General features: G+C 35.3%; 9 protein-coding genes and 1 tRNA gene. 3 read left to right on the top strand and 7 right to left on the bottom strand.

Features of this window, described 5'->3' with window-relative positions; genetic code table 11:
* Both KKG99_13180 and KKG99_13175 read left to right on the top strand, forming a co-directional pair.
* The gene (locus KKG99_13180) at positions 1–3,273 is read left to right on the top strand and encodes an FtsX-like permease family protein (GenBank protein ID MBU1013948.1); all 3,273 of its coding nucleotides are present in this window, start codon (positions 1–3) and stop codon (positions 3,271–3,273) included.
* Positions 3,274–4,008: 735 nt separating this feature from the next.
* Entirely contained in the window at positions 4,009–4,644 is a 636-nt protein-coding gene (locus tag KKG99_13175; protein ID MBU1013947.1) for a hypothetical protein, read from the top strand.
* 415 nt (positions 4,645–5,059) lie between these two features.
* Here the strand turns inward: KKG99_13175 and KKG99_13170 are convergent, their stop codons facing one another.
* The 4 genes from KKG99_13170 to KKG99_13155 form a co-directional block, all read right to left on the bottom strand.
* Positions 5,060–7,885, bottom strand: a complete 2,826-nt coding sequence (locus KKG99_13170) for a prolyl oligopeptidase family serine peptidase (GenBank protein MBU1013946.1) — start codon at positions 7,883–7,885, stop codon at positions 5,060–5,062.
* 198 nt (positions 7,886–8,083) lie between these two features.
* Positions 8,084–9,208: a diaminopropionate ammonia-lyase gene (locus tag KKG99_13165; protein ID MBU1013945.1), complete on the bottom strand. Its 1,125-nt coding sequence runs from the start codon at positions 9,206–9,208 to the stop codon at positions 8,084–8,086.
* Positions 9,209–9,218: 10 nt separating this feature from the next.
* Positions 9,219–9,905 (bottom strand): GPP34 family phosphoprotein, encoded by a 687-nt coding sequence (locus tag KKG99_13160; protein ID MBU1013944.1) that lies wholly within the window; start codon positions 9,903–9,905, stop codon positions 9,219–9,221.
* A complete protein-coding gene (locus KKG99_13155) occupies positions 9,902–10,399 on the bottom strand; it encodes a hypothetical protein (protein ID MBU1013943.1) in 498 nt (165 codons plus the stop codon). Before KKG99_13155 ends, KKG99_13160 begins: the two co-directional genes overlap by 4 nt.
* A gap of 146 nt (positions 10,400–10,545) precedes the next feature.
* Between KKG99_13155 and KKG99_13150 the strand changes: the two genes are divergently transcribed.
* Positions 10,546–12,921, top strand: coding sequence for an ABC transporter permease (locus KKG99_13150; protein MBU1013942.1), 2,376 nt, complete (start codon positions 10,546–10,548; stop codon positions 12,919–12,921).
* Between the two features lie 324 nt (positions 12,922–13,245).
* On the opposite strand, the gene KKG99_13145 is transcribed toward KKG99_13150, so the two are convergent.
* The 3 genes from KKG99_13145 to KKG99_13135 all read right to left on the bottom strand — a co-directional run bounded on the left by KKG99_13145 (position 13,246) and on the right by KKG99_13135 (position 16,136).
* Positions 13,246–13,740: a polymer-forming cytoskeletal protein gene (locus tag KKG99_13145; protein ID MBU1013941.1), complete on the bottom strand. Its 495-nt coding sequence runs from the start codon at positions 13,738–13,740 to the stop codon at positions 13,246–13,248.
* A gap of 184 nt (positions 13,741–13,924) precedes the next feature.
* Positions 13,925–13,997 (bottom strand) — tRNA-Gly (locus KKG99_13140).
* Positions 13,998–14,366: 369 nt separating this feature from the next.
* Positions 14,367–16,136: an ATP-binding protein gene (locus tag KKG99_13135; protein ID MBU1013940.1), complete on the bottom strand. Its 1,770-nt coding sequence runs from the start codon at positions 16,134–16,136 to the stop codon at positions 14,367–14,369.

Raw genomic sequence — 16,136 nt, 5'->3', positions numbered from 1 at the left:
ATGTCAATTACAAAATTCATACTTCGGAGTCTTTGGTATTTCAAGAAACAACATCTTGCCATTTTGCTTGGAACCATGCTCAGTACTGCGATTTTAACCGGGGCATTGATTATTGGGGATTCCGTAAATTATAGTCTGAACCAGATTGTAGGTAAAAGGCTTGGGAATGCAGGGTACGCTTTAATGACCGGCGACCGTTTTGTGCGAAAAGAATTGGCTGAAGAACTGGGGAATAATTTGAAATTAAAAACCGCTGCTATATTAAGCGTCGAGGGAATTTCAATCAACCCCGAAACCAATGTGAGGGTGAATAAAAGTTTTGTTTATGGCATCGATGATACATTCTGGACTTTGTCAAATTTGGAACCGATGCCTTTAACCAATGACGAGGCAATCATCAGTTCAAATTTAGCTCAGAAATTAGTGTTAAATGTGGGCGACCAGTTTTTGCTACGGGTTGAAAATGTGGATTTTATTCCGCTCAATTCACCCTTTATTGAAGAAGAACAGGCATCGGTAGCCTTACGACTGACGGTTAAGGAAATTGTTGAAGCAGAAAAGATGGGTCGTTTCAGTTTGAAAAGCAATCAGGTTGCACCCAATAATGTTTTTGTTTCAAACTCTTTTTTAAGTGATCGTCTGGAATTAGGTGCTTTCGTAAATACCATCCTCGTTGAAGGCTCTGATGATAAATCAGTTACTACTGATTTTCTGAATCAAAAATTAGGCGAATTATGGACGATTGCTGATGCCGGATTGATCCTTAAAGATATTCAGGAAACAGATCAATTTGAGATTTTATCCAAACGAATTTTTATGGATGAATCCATTGTTGAGTCCCTATCAAGTCTTCATCTGAAAAATGAAAGAATACTGACCTATTTGGTTAATTCTTTGCGTTCTAATGGTAAAACGACTCCTTATTCTTTTGTAACAGCATCATCATTTCTGTTTAATAATGAACGACTTAAAGGGAATGAAATTGTAGTGAACTCATGGTTGGCAAAAGATTTGGGAATTTCTGTTTCAGATACCTTAACCCTCGATTATTTTACGATTGGCCCATTACGAACTTTAGTCGAAAAATCTGCTTCATTTGTTGTGAAGCAAATTGTTGAAACGGGGTTAAATGGTTTGGATAATTCTTTAATGCCGGCCTTTCCGGGCTTGGCCGATGCAAATAGTTGCAGCGATTGGGAAACCAGTATTCCGATTGATCTGACCCTGATTCAGGATGAAGATGAAGATTATTGGAATAAATTTAAAGGGACTCCCAAGGCTTACATTTCATTAGAGAAAGGTGCAGAATTGTGGAAAAGCAGTTTTGGAACCTATACTGCCATGCGCCTTGATAAACAAAATGTTGATGCAAAAGGATTTGAAAGTCAGGTTTTGGCACAACTCAAACCAATGGACATTGGGATGCAATTTATTCCGGTTCGGGAGCAGGGATCGCAGGCAGCGAATAACGGGGTTGGTTTTGGAGAGCTCTTTTTAAGCTTAAGTTTTTTCGTAATTCTGGCAGGAATTTTACTTACCGCTCTGCTTTATTCTTTAAATGCAGAATCGCGTAAGTCAGAATCAGGACTCTTATCCGCTTTCGGCTTTACCAGAAAGCAGGTATTGAAAATCCAGTTTTTTGAATCTTTTTTCATAACATTACTGGGTGGGGTTCTTGGTGCTTTTCTGGGCATTTTGTACAATTATGGCATCATGCAGGGGATTCAATCCATCTGGTCGGATATCGTACGAACCAACGATTTGGTAGTTTTTATAATACCTTCAACTATTTTAATGGGGGCTTTAAGCGGAATGATCATTTCCTTGTTGGTGGTGTTTTTGATTAACAGAAAGAAATTGAAAGCACCTTTGATTTCTCTGCTTAAAAATGTTTTAGCACCTCAATTGAAAATTAAAAACGGGCTGTTTTGGATTAAATTCTCAGCTTTTGCCGGTTTGGGAGGCAGCTTGTTGTTATTGATTTATTCCATTATTGGGGTTACCGAAATGAACCCTGGCTTGCTGATGATGGCCGGAGCATTATTTATGTTTGGAGGAATTGCTTTATCAAAGTGGGTATTAAGTAAATCATTGAATGGCTCTTCTATTAAACCGCTTGGAATAAAAATGCTTGCCCTTAAAAATGCCGCCTTAAACCAGGGAAGGAGTATTGCGGTGATCTCTTTACTAGCTTTGGGTTCATTCACGATTTTGATAACAGGCGCCAATCGAAAAACCTTTTACGGTTTGGACAATTCTAATGCATCCGGCACGGGTGGCTACTTGCTTTGGGCAGAGTCGACCATGCCAATTTTGAATGATTTAAACGAGCTTACACATGAGGAGCTGAATTCAGGTATCAGTTTTGTTCAGTTTCATAATCTGGAAGGTGATGATGCCAGTTGCCTGAATCTCAATCTGGTCAATAAGCCTCAGCTGCTTGGAGTAAACAGTGCTGCTTTTAATCAAAAGCAAGCTTTTTCATTTGCGCAACTATCTGATGAAGTTGACAAAGCCCATCCATGGCTGACTTTGAAAGATTCTCCCAAAGAAGGGGTCATTCCGGCTTATGTTGATCTTACGGTATTAACATGGGGGCTGAAAAAGAAAGTAGGGGACACCCTTTTGTACTTAAGCGAAAGTGGAGAACCCTTGTCATTAGTAATCAAAGGAGGATTAAATAGTTCTATTTTTCAGGGAAATTTGTTGATAGAGGATGAATTGTTCAGAAAATATTATCCTTCCATTGGCGGATCTAAAATTATGCTCATTGAAGCACCTGCTGATAAGCAAAAGGAAATCGAAGATTATCTGAGTGATAATTTTACAGATTTTGGAATCGAGATTAGCCTTACGACTGATCGATTGGCTGAATTCAATTCAGTTACCAACACTTACCTTACTGTTTTTATGGTGCTTGGCGGATTGGGTGTTTTAATCGGGACGATCGGATTAGGTATTGTTTTACTCCGGAATTTATTGGATCGTCGACATGAAATTGCCCTGATGCAAGCCTTGGGTTTTAACAAATCGAACATTCTTAAAATTATCTTTTTTGAAAACTTTGTGCTGCTCGTAACAGGTTTATTAATTGGTGTTTTAGCTGCATTTATTGGGATATTGCCATCCTTACTATCCTCAGCTTTTGATATTTCCGGAGGATTTGTGTTTTTCATTCTGACTGCTGTTTTCGTCAGCGGAGTTGCGTGGATCTATTTCCCGGCACGATTTAGTTTGAAGAGATATTTGATACAGACTTTATCAGGAGAATAAGTTCAAAGGGCATTTCGATACTTTCCGCTATCACGGAAAACTCAATGCCCTTTTACCCATAAGCACCCTGAGTGTTCCGACAATAGTCGGGACGTACCGAAGGGTGCACTCTCATTCTATACACTATTTTGTACCGCCTCGTAGGGTGCTTGCGAAAAATAAAAATCCTGCGAGCGTTTCAAACGCTCGCAGGATTATAGAATTTCAATCAATAATATTTAAACCAATATTATCTCACCAACTCATATCACATCTCAAAACCTTTGTTAATTGCAGGAATCCCCTCTTTCATCCATTTTGGCATTGGTTTGCCTTTTAGGAAATGATCGAAAAATTGTGCTATACGAATTTGAAAATCATTTATGTTGTATATAAAAGTCATGAATGGTATAGATGATTATTTATTTAAAAAATAATTTAATTCAAAAAAATGAATATTTCATGGTTACCTTTTGCAAATAAGCAGAATTAACTGATAAATCTCCCCATAAATTTTATTTATTGTTTATCCATAATTGGACGAATAAAGTACTTATGATAAATTAGTTACTGACGATTTAAATTTAAGTTTAACCATTCTTGAGAGTATCCCTTCTTGAGAGAAAAAATAACAGGGAAAAAAAAGTTGTCGGTAACGGGAGAAATTCAATTGAAAATAAATTCCTTTGAAGGCATTTTGCCAGTATTAAACACTCCTGAATAATTGTTTTTTACGATAACCTTAATATTGATAAAATGAATACTTTAAAATTTTTCAGAAAACCGTATTTATCCCTATTCATTGCGTCTTTTATTTTGTTTACTTCGTGTGCACAGAAGGATACTTTGAATATAAATAATCAGGAAATTGAAACAAATAAAAAAGATGACAAAATAATTGAGTCGAAGCTTAAAAGTAATCTTAAGAAGGATAATTCTTATATTGAATTAATTTCAATTCAAGAAAGTATTACTAAAAAAGTGAAGCAAAATAAAGTATCAATTCCAGAATTAAAAAATGCTTACCTTAGTAATAATATTGGAAAGATTAAATCATTAATTGGATTCAATGATGAGGAATTGAACTTAATGGATCAAAGAATCAAGCAATTAGGATATGATTTAAAGAGTAAATATCCAGAATTATTAATCGATTCATCTGTTGCTAACTGTTTGGGTTGTAATATCGATAAAGAAAAAATATCTTATTTTTTTGATAATTTTGAAATACTAACGAATTATAATTCAACCAAATCATCTCTTGATGATGGTTGTGCAGATTATACCTCATTTACGATATGTCTAATTGTTTGCACAACGTCCGGGCCAGTGATATATTGGTTATGTTCATATTTATGTTATAGAACTTATTGTGTACCAAATGAGACCTAATTAAACAAATATTATTATGGAAAATCTATTTTATGTAATTTTAATTGCGGCAATAGTGTACCCTCTATCCTTTATCAAACCTAGAATTATCTTTCAAAAAAGAGGCTATTTAATAGTATATATTAGTCTTGTTTCAATAGCATTATCATACTTAATAATTATGCAATTGATAAACAGAACTAATAATTTTTATTTTGTTTTATTTTTGGCAGTGATTGCGTGTGCCAATATATTTAAGATAATTAAAAAAAGGAAAATATTAAATCAACCCTAAATATAAAAAGTCTCAGATCTGCCATAGGTTCAATTCAATATCTGAGTGAATAAAGTGATGTACACCTATGGGCGCGAAGGGTATTAAAAAAGTCTACGATTGTAATACTGTCGTAGACTTTTTATTTTGTCCTTTCTATTATTATTTCACCAACTCATATCCCATCTCAAAACCTTTGTTAATAGCCGGAACTCCTTCTTTCATCCATTTTGGCATTGGTTTGCCTTTTAGGAAATGATCGAAAAATTGCGCCATCCGAATTTGAAAATCATATTTATCGCGAACCAATAAGGGCCAGTGATCTGCCTCATTGTAGTTTAGCAACCAGACTTGTTTTCCCATTCTGCGTAAGGCAGTAAAATACTCTATTCCCTGATACCAAGGAACTGCTCCATCATCATCGTTGTGCATAATCAGGATTGGAGTCTGAACTTTATCCATGCTGAAAATAGGTGAGTTCTCAATATATCTTAATGGGGATTCCCAAATGGATTTCCCGATGCGGCTTTGAGCATGTTCATATTGAAATGATCGGTTTAATCCGGAACCCCATCTGATGCCACCATAAGCACTGAACATATTTACAACCGGGGCACCGGATTCGATGGCGGCAAAAATATTGGTTCGAGTTGCCAGATAAGCGACCTGATAGCCTCCCCAACTGTGACCTTGGGCAGCAATGTGATTTTCTTCAACAAACCCTTTTTCAATCAATGAAGTTATGCCTGGCATAATGCAATTGAAGGCATCTTCACCGGGGTAACCTGTTTTATAATAAATATCAGGATTGAATACCAAGTAACCGTTACTGGTGTAATAGTGATAATCTACGGTCGAACGATGTGCTTCGGGCATTCGGTAGCTGTATAATTCCTGAGAATTCTTTTCGTAGAAATTTACAATAAGCGGATATTTTTTATTCGGGTCGAAGTTTTCAGGTTTATGCAAGGTTCCCTGTAATTTTCTTCCATCAAGTGATGTCCAATTAACCAATTCAGCACTTCCCCATAAAAAATCTTTTTGCTGTGGATTGGCATCACTGATTTGTCTGGAATTTTTAAAATTAAGATCGCTTAATAAAATATTTGGATAAACTTGAAAATCTTCTTTCGTATAAAGAACAACCTCAGCATCTTTTGCCTTGATCAGTCTGCCAAAACTAAATTCCCCACTGATTAATTTTGTTGGCTCTGCTGCTTTTTTAAGCGAAGTTTTATAATAACCTTCCTCCCGGGTAATTTCATTATGTCCGGAAAGATAGGCTGTTTTCTTTATATCAATGCCTTCGGCTGATCCTCCTCTGAAACCACTGCTTACATTTTCCAGATCAATCAATCGATAGGATGTTTGCAATTTTTTACCGTTAATTGTAAGGTTTAGAGGGTTGTTTTTATTCACGGGATCAAGTTGCCATATATCAAAGCGATCGTATACTATCATTGCTTCATCATCTTTCAGCCAACCTGCAATGCCGTATGCGTTTGGAGGATTTGGAACATCGTTCAACTCATTGGCACATTGCACCGTATTGGGACTTGTAAGTTTATATTCTTGTCCTGATTTCAAATCATAAGAATTCCAACTGGTATCAATTGAATTATACCAATAAAGAAATTTTCCGGCAGGAGATACCGATGGGTTTGCCCTTAAATCCTGTTTAATCATCTTTGCTTTGCCGGTAAAAATATCCACAAGGTAGAAATCAGCATGTTCAGGACTTCCTTCCCACATGGTTTGTATTGCATAGGGGACATTCGAATATGCCAATACCTGATCCGCATCGCCGTCATTAATCAGGCTTATCCGATCATAATTTGGATTTTCAAGTTGAGCAATTTTTCCCTGATCGGCATGATAAACGGCCATGTATGTTTTTCTTAAATCTCTTGATTTGGTATAAAGTTGTTCGGTGTGCAGCCTTGCCTCATTCCATAACCAAATATCCAATACCGGTATTTCTTCGTCCAGAATAGTTGTATCCTTTACCGGTCGAATTGGAGCTGTTCCAAAGAAAATCCGATTCGTTTCTTCTGCAAAGCTAATTCGCCCATTATCGCTAATCTCCCAATTTTCCGGAATTGCTTTGTTAGTATTATTGACAACTTCTTTGGACATATCATTGCCATTCCATAAGTACAAAGCATAGTTTTTGGCCTCATCTTTAGAATTTGAAGTATCTGCTAAAAATGCGATTTTTGATCCATCTTTACGAATAGAAAGTTGCTTAAAATCTGCTTTTCCAAGATAGATTGCAGTATTTGATTTAGTGATGGCATCAAATTTATATACTCCTTCCTTAAAGTCTTTATCGTTCCCGGTAGATACAAAAGTGAGTACCTTACCTTCTTCTGCAAATAAATATTGGGTCACAAACGGGAAACTGATCATTTCATCAGCATTCAAATTTTTAACTTGCAGACTGTACCCGTTTTTAGCACTTTCTTCTTTAGCCTTTTTGGCTTTTGGTTTTTCTGCCTCAGTACTATCTTTCTTAACTTCCACTATTTCAGCTTCGGTTTGATAAGCAATCCATCCACTCCATTTTTCAGGAGTTTTGTAAGACTTCAGGTTTTCAATTTTGGTGAGTGAATTCTTTGTGAGATCATAGATCCCCAGAGCATCCTTAGGTAATTTTTCCTTTTTAGTCTTTTTAAGTTTCAGTTGACGAACAACTTCAGTTTCGGGTTTGATGGTAAAAACAACAAATTTTGAATCTTGAGTTAATGAAGCACCGGTTCCACCAATGAGGGAGAACTGTTCGACTCCTGCAGAAGATGAGATTTTTAAAACAGGGTCGCCTTTCCAGGGTTCGTTTTTATATACAACGAATTTTCCATCGTTGGAGATCATTTGTTCCGTGATCCGGTTCCATTTAAGGATATCATCGAAGGTCAAACTTTTTTTATTCTGAGCTGTAATGGTTGAAGCGAATAAAATAAACAGAGCTAAAAATGTTATTTTTCTCATCAGTATAAGAATTGGTTAAGAATAAAATTATATACAATAATAATTAAAACAGCGGATATAAAAAAGCTTCATGTCACCTTATCGATCGTTCGTCAAGTATCTTAGATCAAATGCGAATTTCGATTGATCAAGCTGAATAATAAAATGGGAAAATTACTATATTTATTCGACTAAATCACCTAAGAAAACTTTAAATGATTACTCCAACGACGAAATGATTTGATGAAAGGATTCAGGGTCGGTATCCCCTTCGGTATTAAAAAATAAGATTTTGGTCGATTCGTTTATATCCAAGTGTTTAAGTAGGGACTTAAATTTCTTTTCCCGTAAAATTGCCAAAAAAGCAGCAAGTCCGGCGGCCCCTGACTCACCTGCAATGATGGTTGGATCATCAGGCATCGGATCTGCCAAAATTCTCATGGCTTGCTTTGTGTAATCATCTTCAATACGTATGCATGCATTAGCTCCCGATTGTAAAATGGGCCAGGCAATTGATGAAGGTAAACCGCAATTTAATCCGGCCATGATGGTTTGTTGTTTTCCTTTGGATGTACTTAGTTTTTTTTGCTTAAAAGATTCAAGAATGCCATCTGCTTCCAATGGCTCCACAATAACAATTTTTGGTTTTTTAATCCCATAACGATTCAGATAATACCAAACTGCAGCCGATGCGAAACTACCAACACCCGCTTGTAAAAAAACGAGATCAATCCCAGCCTTTTCAAATGGGTGAAGACTATTTTCCATCTCTTTGAAAATACTTAGATAACCGGACATTATTTGAGCAGGTATTTCTTCATAGCCCTCCCATGCAACATCCTGAACCAATTGCCAGCCATCCTGTCGGCTAAGCTTTTCAGCGTATAAACAAGCATCATCATAATTCCCATCAAATATTTCAACTTTTGCTCCCTCACTTTTAATAGCTTCAATTCTGGCACTGGTGATATGCTTGGGAACTATGATTACTGCGCTTTTCTCAGCAAGTCTGGCCGACCAAGCCAAGGCCCTGCCATGATTCCCATCGGTAGCAGTGCAAAAAGTGTGTATGCTTGGATTAGCCATAATAAATTTATGCAGGGCATAAGAAGTTCCTAATCCTTTAAATGATTTTAATCCGAACCTGAGAGATTCATCTTTTACAAATATGCTTTGCACCCCAAGCCATTTTGCAAGTACAGGTAAATGGTGCAGGGGAGTGGGTGAATAATTTTTTAATGTTGAGTGGTAAATGAGCGAATCTGAATTTCTCAGCGATTCTGTTGTACTATTAGTTGCTAATTTATAAGAAGGCTTAAGTGTTTTGTAATCAGCGACAATCATTGGAATTATTTTATCTGGATCCGGAGGTTGCAGCCATGGTCGAGACCATCACAGCTGCGGTGATAGCAGCCTGCATTTCTTTTATTACCTGATCAACCCCCGAAGCAATTAAGTCCGATTTAATGATTTCCTTTAATTTTTTTTGAAAATCTTTTCTCTCAGTCCGATCCCTGGCAATAATTGGATACATTTTGCATGCCTCTACCATTCCCAATAAGGAGGCCATTTCAGTATCCGGTTTTTTTGAATAGATGAGGATTTCCCTAATTTGATTGATTAAGTTTATCCGTTCGTTTTTTTTAATAAGATAGGCATTGAGGTATGGGATAAAAAGAAATTTTTTATACTCAATTTTAATCAATCCTTTATCTCTTAATCCTTCTAAAATTTTCTTTCTGTAGGTTCCTGATTTCATTGAAAGCTTTTGGATCCATATTTTAATGTTCCTTTCTTTTTCAGATTGTTGAATGATGGATAGAATTTGATTATGGGTTGCTGACATCTTTGAATAACTCGATTTTGCTTGAAGCATTTTATTTTTGATCAATAATTTATCCTCTTTTGTCAAATCAAGAAGAATAGCTCCGATTAAACCTGCGTTTAGGGCCTGATCGCTAATTTTATAGCGTGCTTTATCAGGGTGCATTGCTAATAAAATGAACTTTTCGGTAAGATTGAATTTGTCGATTTGGGTCATGGTTTTTTAAGGATTTTAGAAATTTCTTCTGCTTTTCTGGTACCTATAATGATTTTCTTCCCATTTTCAAACTCGACTAAAATTCCTTGTTTGCCCGATATATTATACACCATTCTCTTTCGAAAGAAACCGGTACGAATTCCCCAGCCGCCAAATTCACGTATCGGGTCATATTTTATGATTTCTATTTTAGTTATCTTCTCCCGTTTATACGATTTATACACCCAATGAAAAGGAAAGTATTTTATGTAAATCCATTTCTTGGTTATTCTTGTTTTTAAGGAACAAGTCGAAAGTAATAAAAAGAAAAAAAACACCAAAATGGTGAGCAGGATCAGAATCGTATTGTCGATTGGTTTGTCGCCAAGTGGCTGTCCTAAAATGATTTGCTGAATGAATCCAAAAATGAAAAGCATGTTTATTGTGACAACGATCAGCCAAATCCACCATTGCCTGACTTTTTGATTTTCGTAAAAGTTTTCTTTTTTCGGCATGAATTAAATGTTAGGTCATTAGCTTCATATCGGGTAAAGTTAAATAGATTCAATCAAGATTCAAAATTAAAAACATCGTTTAAATTTTAGTGAGTAACATTTTAAATCTGTGAGCGTCTAACGAATGGACCGTTAAAATGTATATCATGATTCAGAATTTTTTTAAAATTGCATTGCGAAATATGTTCAGGCATAAACTACATTCATTAACTAATGTATTTGGCTTAGCTATTGGTTTGGCGGCTACCTTTTTAATAGCTTCCTATGTTTATTTTGAATTAAGCTATGATCGATACAATACAAATTATGGAGAGATCTATCGATTGTATTCGAATATTACCCTCCCAAATGGCTCGAGTGTTGAAGGGCCGGTAACATTGGGAACCGTGGCCCCAATGATCAAAGATCGGATTCCTGAAGTTGGGGCAATAAGCCGGATTTATGCCAATCGCAATCCTGAAGTTGAGTATAATGACCAAAAATTTTCCGATAACGAATTGATGTGGGTCGATTCAAGTTTCTTTGATATATTTACGCTTCATTTTATTGCAGGTAATCCAAGTACTGCCTTAACACAGCCCAATTCAATAGTTATAACAAATGAATATGCCAAGAGACTTTTTGGGGAGGCAGATGCCTTTAACCAATCGATTCGTTTTTGGGATGAAAACTACAAGATTACCGGAATTGTAGAAAAAGTACCGGTGAGTTCTCATTTTTATTTTGATATGCTTGGATCATTCGTTACCGTGAGTAATGAAAAAAATGATATTGCCAAACGGAATGGGTTCAGTTTTTTTACTTATTTGACCTGTAATGAAAAAGTGGATAAAGTAAAGGTTGAAGCAAAGTTAAACGAATTGATTAAAGAAGCTGCAAATGAGCGCTTTAAATCGCTTGGTCTCACAATAAAAACCGTTTTGCAACCCTTGGGCGATATCCATCTTAAATCACATACCAGTATGGAAATGGAAGATGGTGGTGATATTAATAATGTTTATATTTTTTCAGCACTCTGTATTTTTATTGTCCTCATAGCCATTGTAAATTTTGTAAACCTTGTTACTGCAAATTCAGAAACCCGGGCGAAAGAAATTGGATTACGTAAAGTAATGGGCGCGTATAAGAGCCATTTATTCCGACAGTTTATTGGAGAATCCATGATCGTCTCTTTTATTGCATTTTTACTTGCCCTTGGATTGTCTGAATTAATGATCAACCCATTCAGGCAATTGATGGATAGCCCGATCATTATTCCTTATTGGAGCGATCCGATGGTTTTTGTGCTGATGATATCCGGGGTATTATCCTTGGGAGTGCTGTCGGGGGCATACCCGGCTTTCTATTTATCCGGATTTTTGCCAATAAAAGCATTAAAAGGCGGTAAATCGTCCACCCATAAAAATAGTTTATTACGAAAGGTTTTGGTGGTGTTTCAGTTTGCGATAGCAATCTTTTTGTTGGTTAATTTGGCCCTGTTGTATACTCAGGTAAACTTTTTAAAAAACAAAGATTTAGGATTTAATAAAGATCAGGTAATGGTTGTGAATAAACTTACCAATACCATTCACAATTCATATAAGTCAATAAAAGCTGATTTACAGGCAAATCCGAATGTTTTATCGGTAGCTGCATCGCAGTATGTTCCGGGCAGAAATCAAAATGTAGAGGCACTTTTTAAACTGGGTGAGGATGCATCGTCCTCCATTGTTTTTAATATTGGGAGGATTCAGACCGGCTTTTTAAACACCTATGGAATGGAAATTATTGAGGGCCGCGATTTTTCGGACGAAATGAAAACGGATTATGATAAGTTGCTCATCAATGAAACTACTGTTAAAAAACTGGGACTTGAACACCCCATCGACCAAAAATTAGTGGTTACATTCGATACGATGCAGGTAATTGGTGTTTTCAGGGATTTTAATTATCTCTCACTTCACAATGCGATTGAACCTTTTGGATATGCCTTAAACAACTCAGGGTTTAATTATATTTCGATTAAATTGCAAAGCAAGGACTTATCAAAAACCATTCAGGAAATTGAACAACTATTTCAAAAGCTGGATCCAAATTATACTTTTAGCTACCAGTTTATCGATCAATATTACAGTAATTTGTATGAGAAGGAAGAAAAAGTAAATCAGCTAATCACTTATGCCGCTATTTTATCCATTATTATTTCCATGCTTGGCTTATTCGCATTAACCTCTTACACTATTCAACAAAAAATTAGAGAAATTGGAATACGAAAGGTGATGGGGGCTTCGGAGGGAAGTATCGTTAAAATGTTTATCTATAATTTATCAAAATGGGTATTAATTGCAGCAGTTTTAGCTTTTCCGCTTTCATATTATGCCATGGATAAATGGCTCGATAAATTTGTTTATCGCACTGAAATTGCTTTGTGGATGTTTGCTTCAGGGGCAATTTTGGCCCTGTTTATTGCAATCATAACGGTAGGTATAATAACAATTAAAGCTGCAAGGGCAAACCCGTCAGAATCGCTGAAGTATGAGTAACTTAAGTTTCGTGGTTAAACCTATTTAGTGAAAATCAGATAATTTTTTTATTAAGCATAATTGTTATTGATATACAGCTAATTACATACTCCATTCCTATTCAAAAATTCTCTTTGTGTATCTCTGTGACTTCTTTGTGCAGCTCTGCGTAGCAACTTATTAGCTATGCCACTAAGAACCTCAAAGAAGACACAAAGTGACACAAAGGTTAAAATTAAATTATATTTTATTGACTATCAGATATAAAAGTTCAGAAAATTACACGCGAAACTTGAGTGAGTTATTATTGTAAAAGTTTTGTAAGTGTTTGGAAACTGAATCAACTTAAGCAGACTCAACTATTGGAACGATTGCCGGGTTTTGATTTTGTTTTTTCCCTGCAGTAAAAACATTCTCCTGAAATAGCGTAATTATCTTTTTTAGATTGCTATCGGTAGAGAGTTTTGTTGCAGCATCGATATTCATCAAAATATCCTGAATGCTATTTATCACTGCATTGTTAGGGATTTGAATAAAGCAATTCAAATCGCAATCTGATTCATTCTGAAATAATTTTGTAAATACATGCCCCTTGATGGTTGATTTACCAATTACAGTCAGTTTTCCGGTGCAATAGATATTACCTTCAAAGCCACCACTGATAACCAATTCAGAACAAACGATATCACCAATTACCTTTGATGTTTCATCAATGGTGATTTTCTCAAGCGAAAGCAAGGTTCCATGAAAATTACTCTTTATTTTAAAGGATTTCTTGGTTTTAATAAATCCTTCAATGATTGTATCCTCGGGAATAAGGATCGTATATGAATTTTCCATGAGATTGGGTTTAGTGATGATCATAAAACAAATTTATCTTAAATTATTTATAATTAATGCTATATTACTATTTTACATTCAAAATTCAGCATGATATTTGGTCATTTCGAAGTTAGCAAATACATTTGAATGTTTATAATTGATAGATGAATAAAAATTACTCAATGAATAACACACGTTTGAGAGCGGCAAATGGGGCTCGAACCCACGACCCTCAGCTTGGGAAGCTGATGCTCTACCAACTGAGCTACTGCCGCATATTTGCAAAATTAACCGAATTTTGATTCCGGTCAAAAATTTTTTCCTTTTTGTTTTAAGATATTCGCAAAGAAAATGGATTGCGCAAAAGATTAATTATATTCATTATAATCCGATGCGAATGGGTCTTGTTATTAATTCTGAAGATTGCCTATATTCGAGTAACAGAAATTATGCAGGGCCGGAATCGTTAGTTGATTTATTTTTCTTAACTTTCGTTGGAAAACGTATTAGATTTGTGACCTACAGGCACGGCCTGTATTAAATATTTCGGTTGAGTATAAAACCTCAACCTAACAGGGTAACAATGTATCACGGAATGAATGTCCGCTAGCGAGTGATATGATTTAAAATAATCACAATTCTGATCAATCAAAATAATTAATCTCTCGGTCAACTCTAATTTCTAATTGCAGTTTAAAAAAATGCTTTCTAAAAAGTATTAAAATATCATCCCGTTCATCTTCAGGTTGAGTTTCAGCTTCTTTTTGGGCGTAATATTGTGATACAATTAATAAAACAAAATTTGCAATATTTTCATTTCTTACAACTTCATTTTCCTTACCATCACCATACTTTACAATAATTGGATGAACAGCATTTATCCAAATGACTCCAATTGAGTACATGTCTCTATCACTGACTGGGTCATCAAATTCTGTAAATGTAGGACTATCAGGATTCTTTAAGTCATTTGACATTAAAACCTGAAGACCTTTCTTCTCTCTGATTTTTTTAGCAGGAACCTTAGATTTTGATCCAACTTTTACTGCTAAATCCTTACCATCATCACTTGGTAAAAATTCAGCATTATCATAATGCTTAGGATCAACAGAGCTTTCATCATCTCTTGGTTGAACCCATGTTCCTTTGACTAATAATTCTTCTGCATCACTTTCTGTTGGTTTTCTAAAAACAGATTGGCTATCACCCTCCCAAGTTTGATTTGTATTATTTTCACTAGAAGTTTCATCTTCATGATTAAACCTTCTCTTCATTTCTTTTAGTTCGACTCTGAATTTTAAATCTTGCTTATTAAGAAACTTACTCAGTTCGTTTAGTTTCTCATTAACCGCATTAATTCTTTTGAGTTTGTCTTTCTCTTTTTGATGATCTTCAATACAATTAATTACTTCATTAATTTTCTCTTTAAGAAAGCTTTCGATTTCTATTGTAAGATCATCACCTTCTTCTAAGCCTCTTCTATTCTCCTTTATTGCAACTGAATCAATTAATTTTGTTATAACTAGAGTGCCATTAATATACTTTGAGAAAGGTCGGGAATCATAGTTTGAAGCTACTAAGTCTGCAACGCTAGAAATTCCATCTGTTAAATCAATAAATGCATTTTCACCAATGGGTTTTTCGAAGAATCTTATGTGGAGATAATTATCAAAATCAGTTCCATTTATCAAATTGGGTGGTAGCTTGAAAGTCCATTTGTCTACAGCAGTGTCTGAATCAGGCTCATCATATCTAAGAATGACCGAATCAGTAGTTTTTTTCCTTATTATTTTAAAACTTACTTGGTGGCTTTTTAAAATGTGTCTATTTCGTTCTAACTTCTCAAGATGTTGAATAAATTCATCTAATGGAAGACTAACCTTCAAACTGCTTTCAAGAAAAACAGTTGTCCCATTATTCTCATAAGTTTCTCTATCTCTATAACCACCCTTATTATATCCTCGAACAATAGTCTTATTTTGATAATTCCATTTAAACCAAGCCCTACATTCTTTTCCATCTTTAATAGAATTTATCCAACAATCTCTAAAATTCATAATAGCATAAGCCTTACCTCCTGTTCCAAATCTCCCTGTTACCTTTTCTCCTTTTTCTCTGCCACTAAAACTTTCAAAATATTTAAAGAATTTATTCTCTAAATCATCAAAAGACATCCCTTCAGCATAGTCTCGAACAATAAGTTTATCAATTGCCTTACCTGTTCTAGAATAGATCTCAACCTCTATCTTTTGATTTGAAAATTGTTTCAATCTTCCATATGAATCAGATGAGTTTGAAATATATTCCGCGATTCCTCTTGGATGATGTCCACCACCCTGCCATTTTTTCAATTGAGTTTCTAATAATTTCCCGAAATTGACAGGAACTTCTGATTCTTTAACTTCTATAACCAT

The sequence above is a fragment of the Bacteroidota bacterium genome, from assembly GCA_018816945.1.
Lineage (GTDB): Bacteria > Bacteroidota > Bacteroidia > Bacteroidales.
The sequence above is the reverse complement of the archived record's forward strand: the minus strand, read 5'-3'. Positions and strand labels throughout refer to the sequence as shown.

What these genes read in the sequence shown, in the direction of transcription:
- KKG99_13150 (MBU1013942.1), top strand. Translation starts at nt 10,546, where the DNA reads ATGATTCAGAATTTTTTTAAAATTGCATTGCGAAATATGTTCAGGCAT.
- KKG99_13175 (MBU1013947.1), top strand. Translation starts at nt 4,009, where the DNA reads ATGAATACTTTAAAATTTTTCAGAAAACCGTATTTATCCCTATTCATT.
- KKG99_13180 (MBU1013948.1), top strand. Translation starts at nt 1, where the DNA reads ATGTCAATTACAAAATTCATACTTCGGAGTCTTTGGTATTTCAAGAAA.
- KKG99_13170 (MBU1013946.1), bottom strand. Translation starts at nt 7,885, where the DNA reads ATGAGAAAAATAACATTTTTAGCTCTGTTTATTTTATTCGCTTCAACC.
- KKG99_13145 (MBU1013941.1), bottom strand. Translation starts at nt 13,740, where the DNA reads ATGGAAAATTCATATACGATCCTTATTCCCGAGGATACAATCATTGAA.
- KKG99_13155 (MBU1013943.1), bottom strand. Translation starts at nt 10,399, where the DNA reads ATGCCGAAAAAAGAAAACTTTTACGAAAATCAAAAAGTCAGGCAATGG.
- KKG99_13165 (MBU1013945.1), bottom strand. Translation starts at nt 9,208, where the DNA reads ATGATTGTCGCTGATTACAAAACACTTAAGCCTTCTTATAAATTAGCA.
- KKG99_13135 (MBU1013940.1), bottom strand. Translation starts at nt 16,136, where the DNA reads ATGGTTATAGAAGTTAAAGAATCAGAAGTTCCTGTCAATTTCGGGAAA.
- KKG99_13160 (MBU1013944.1), bottom strand. Translation starts at nt 9,905, where the DNA reads ATGACCCAAATCGACAAATTCAATCTTACCGAAAAGTTCATTTTATTA.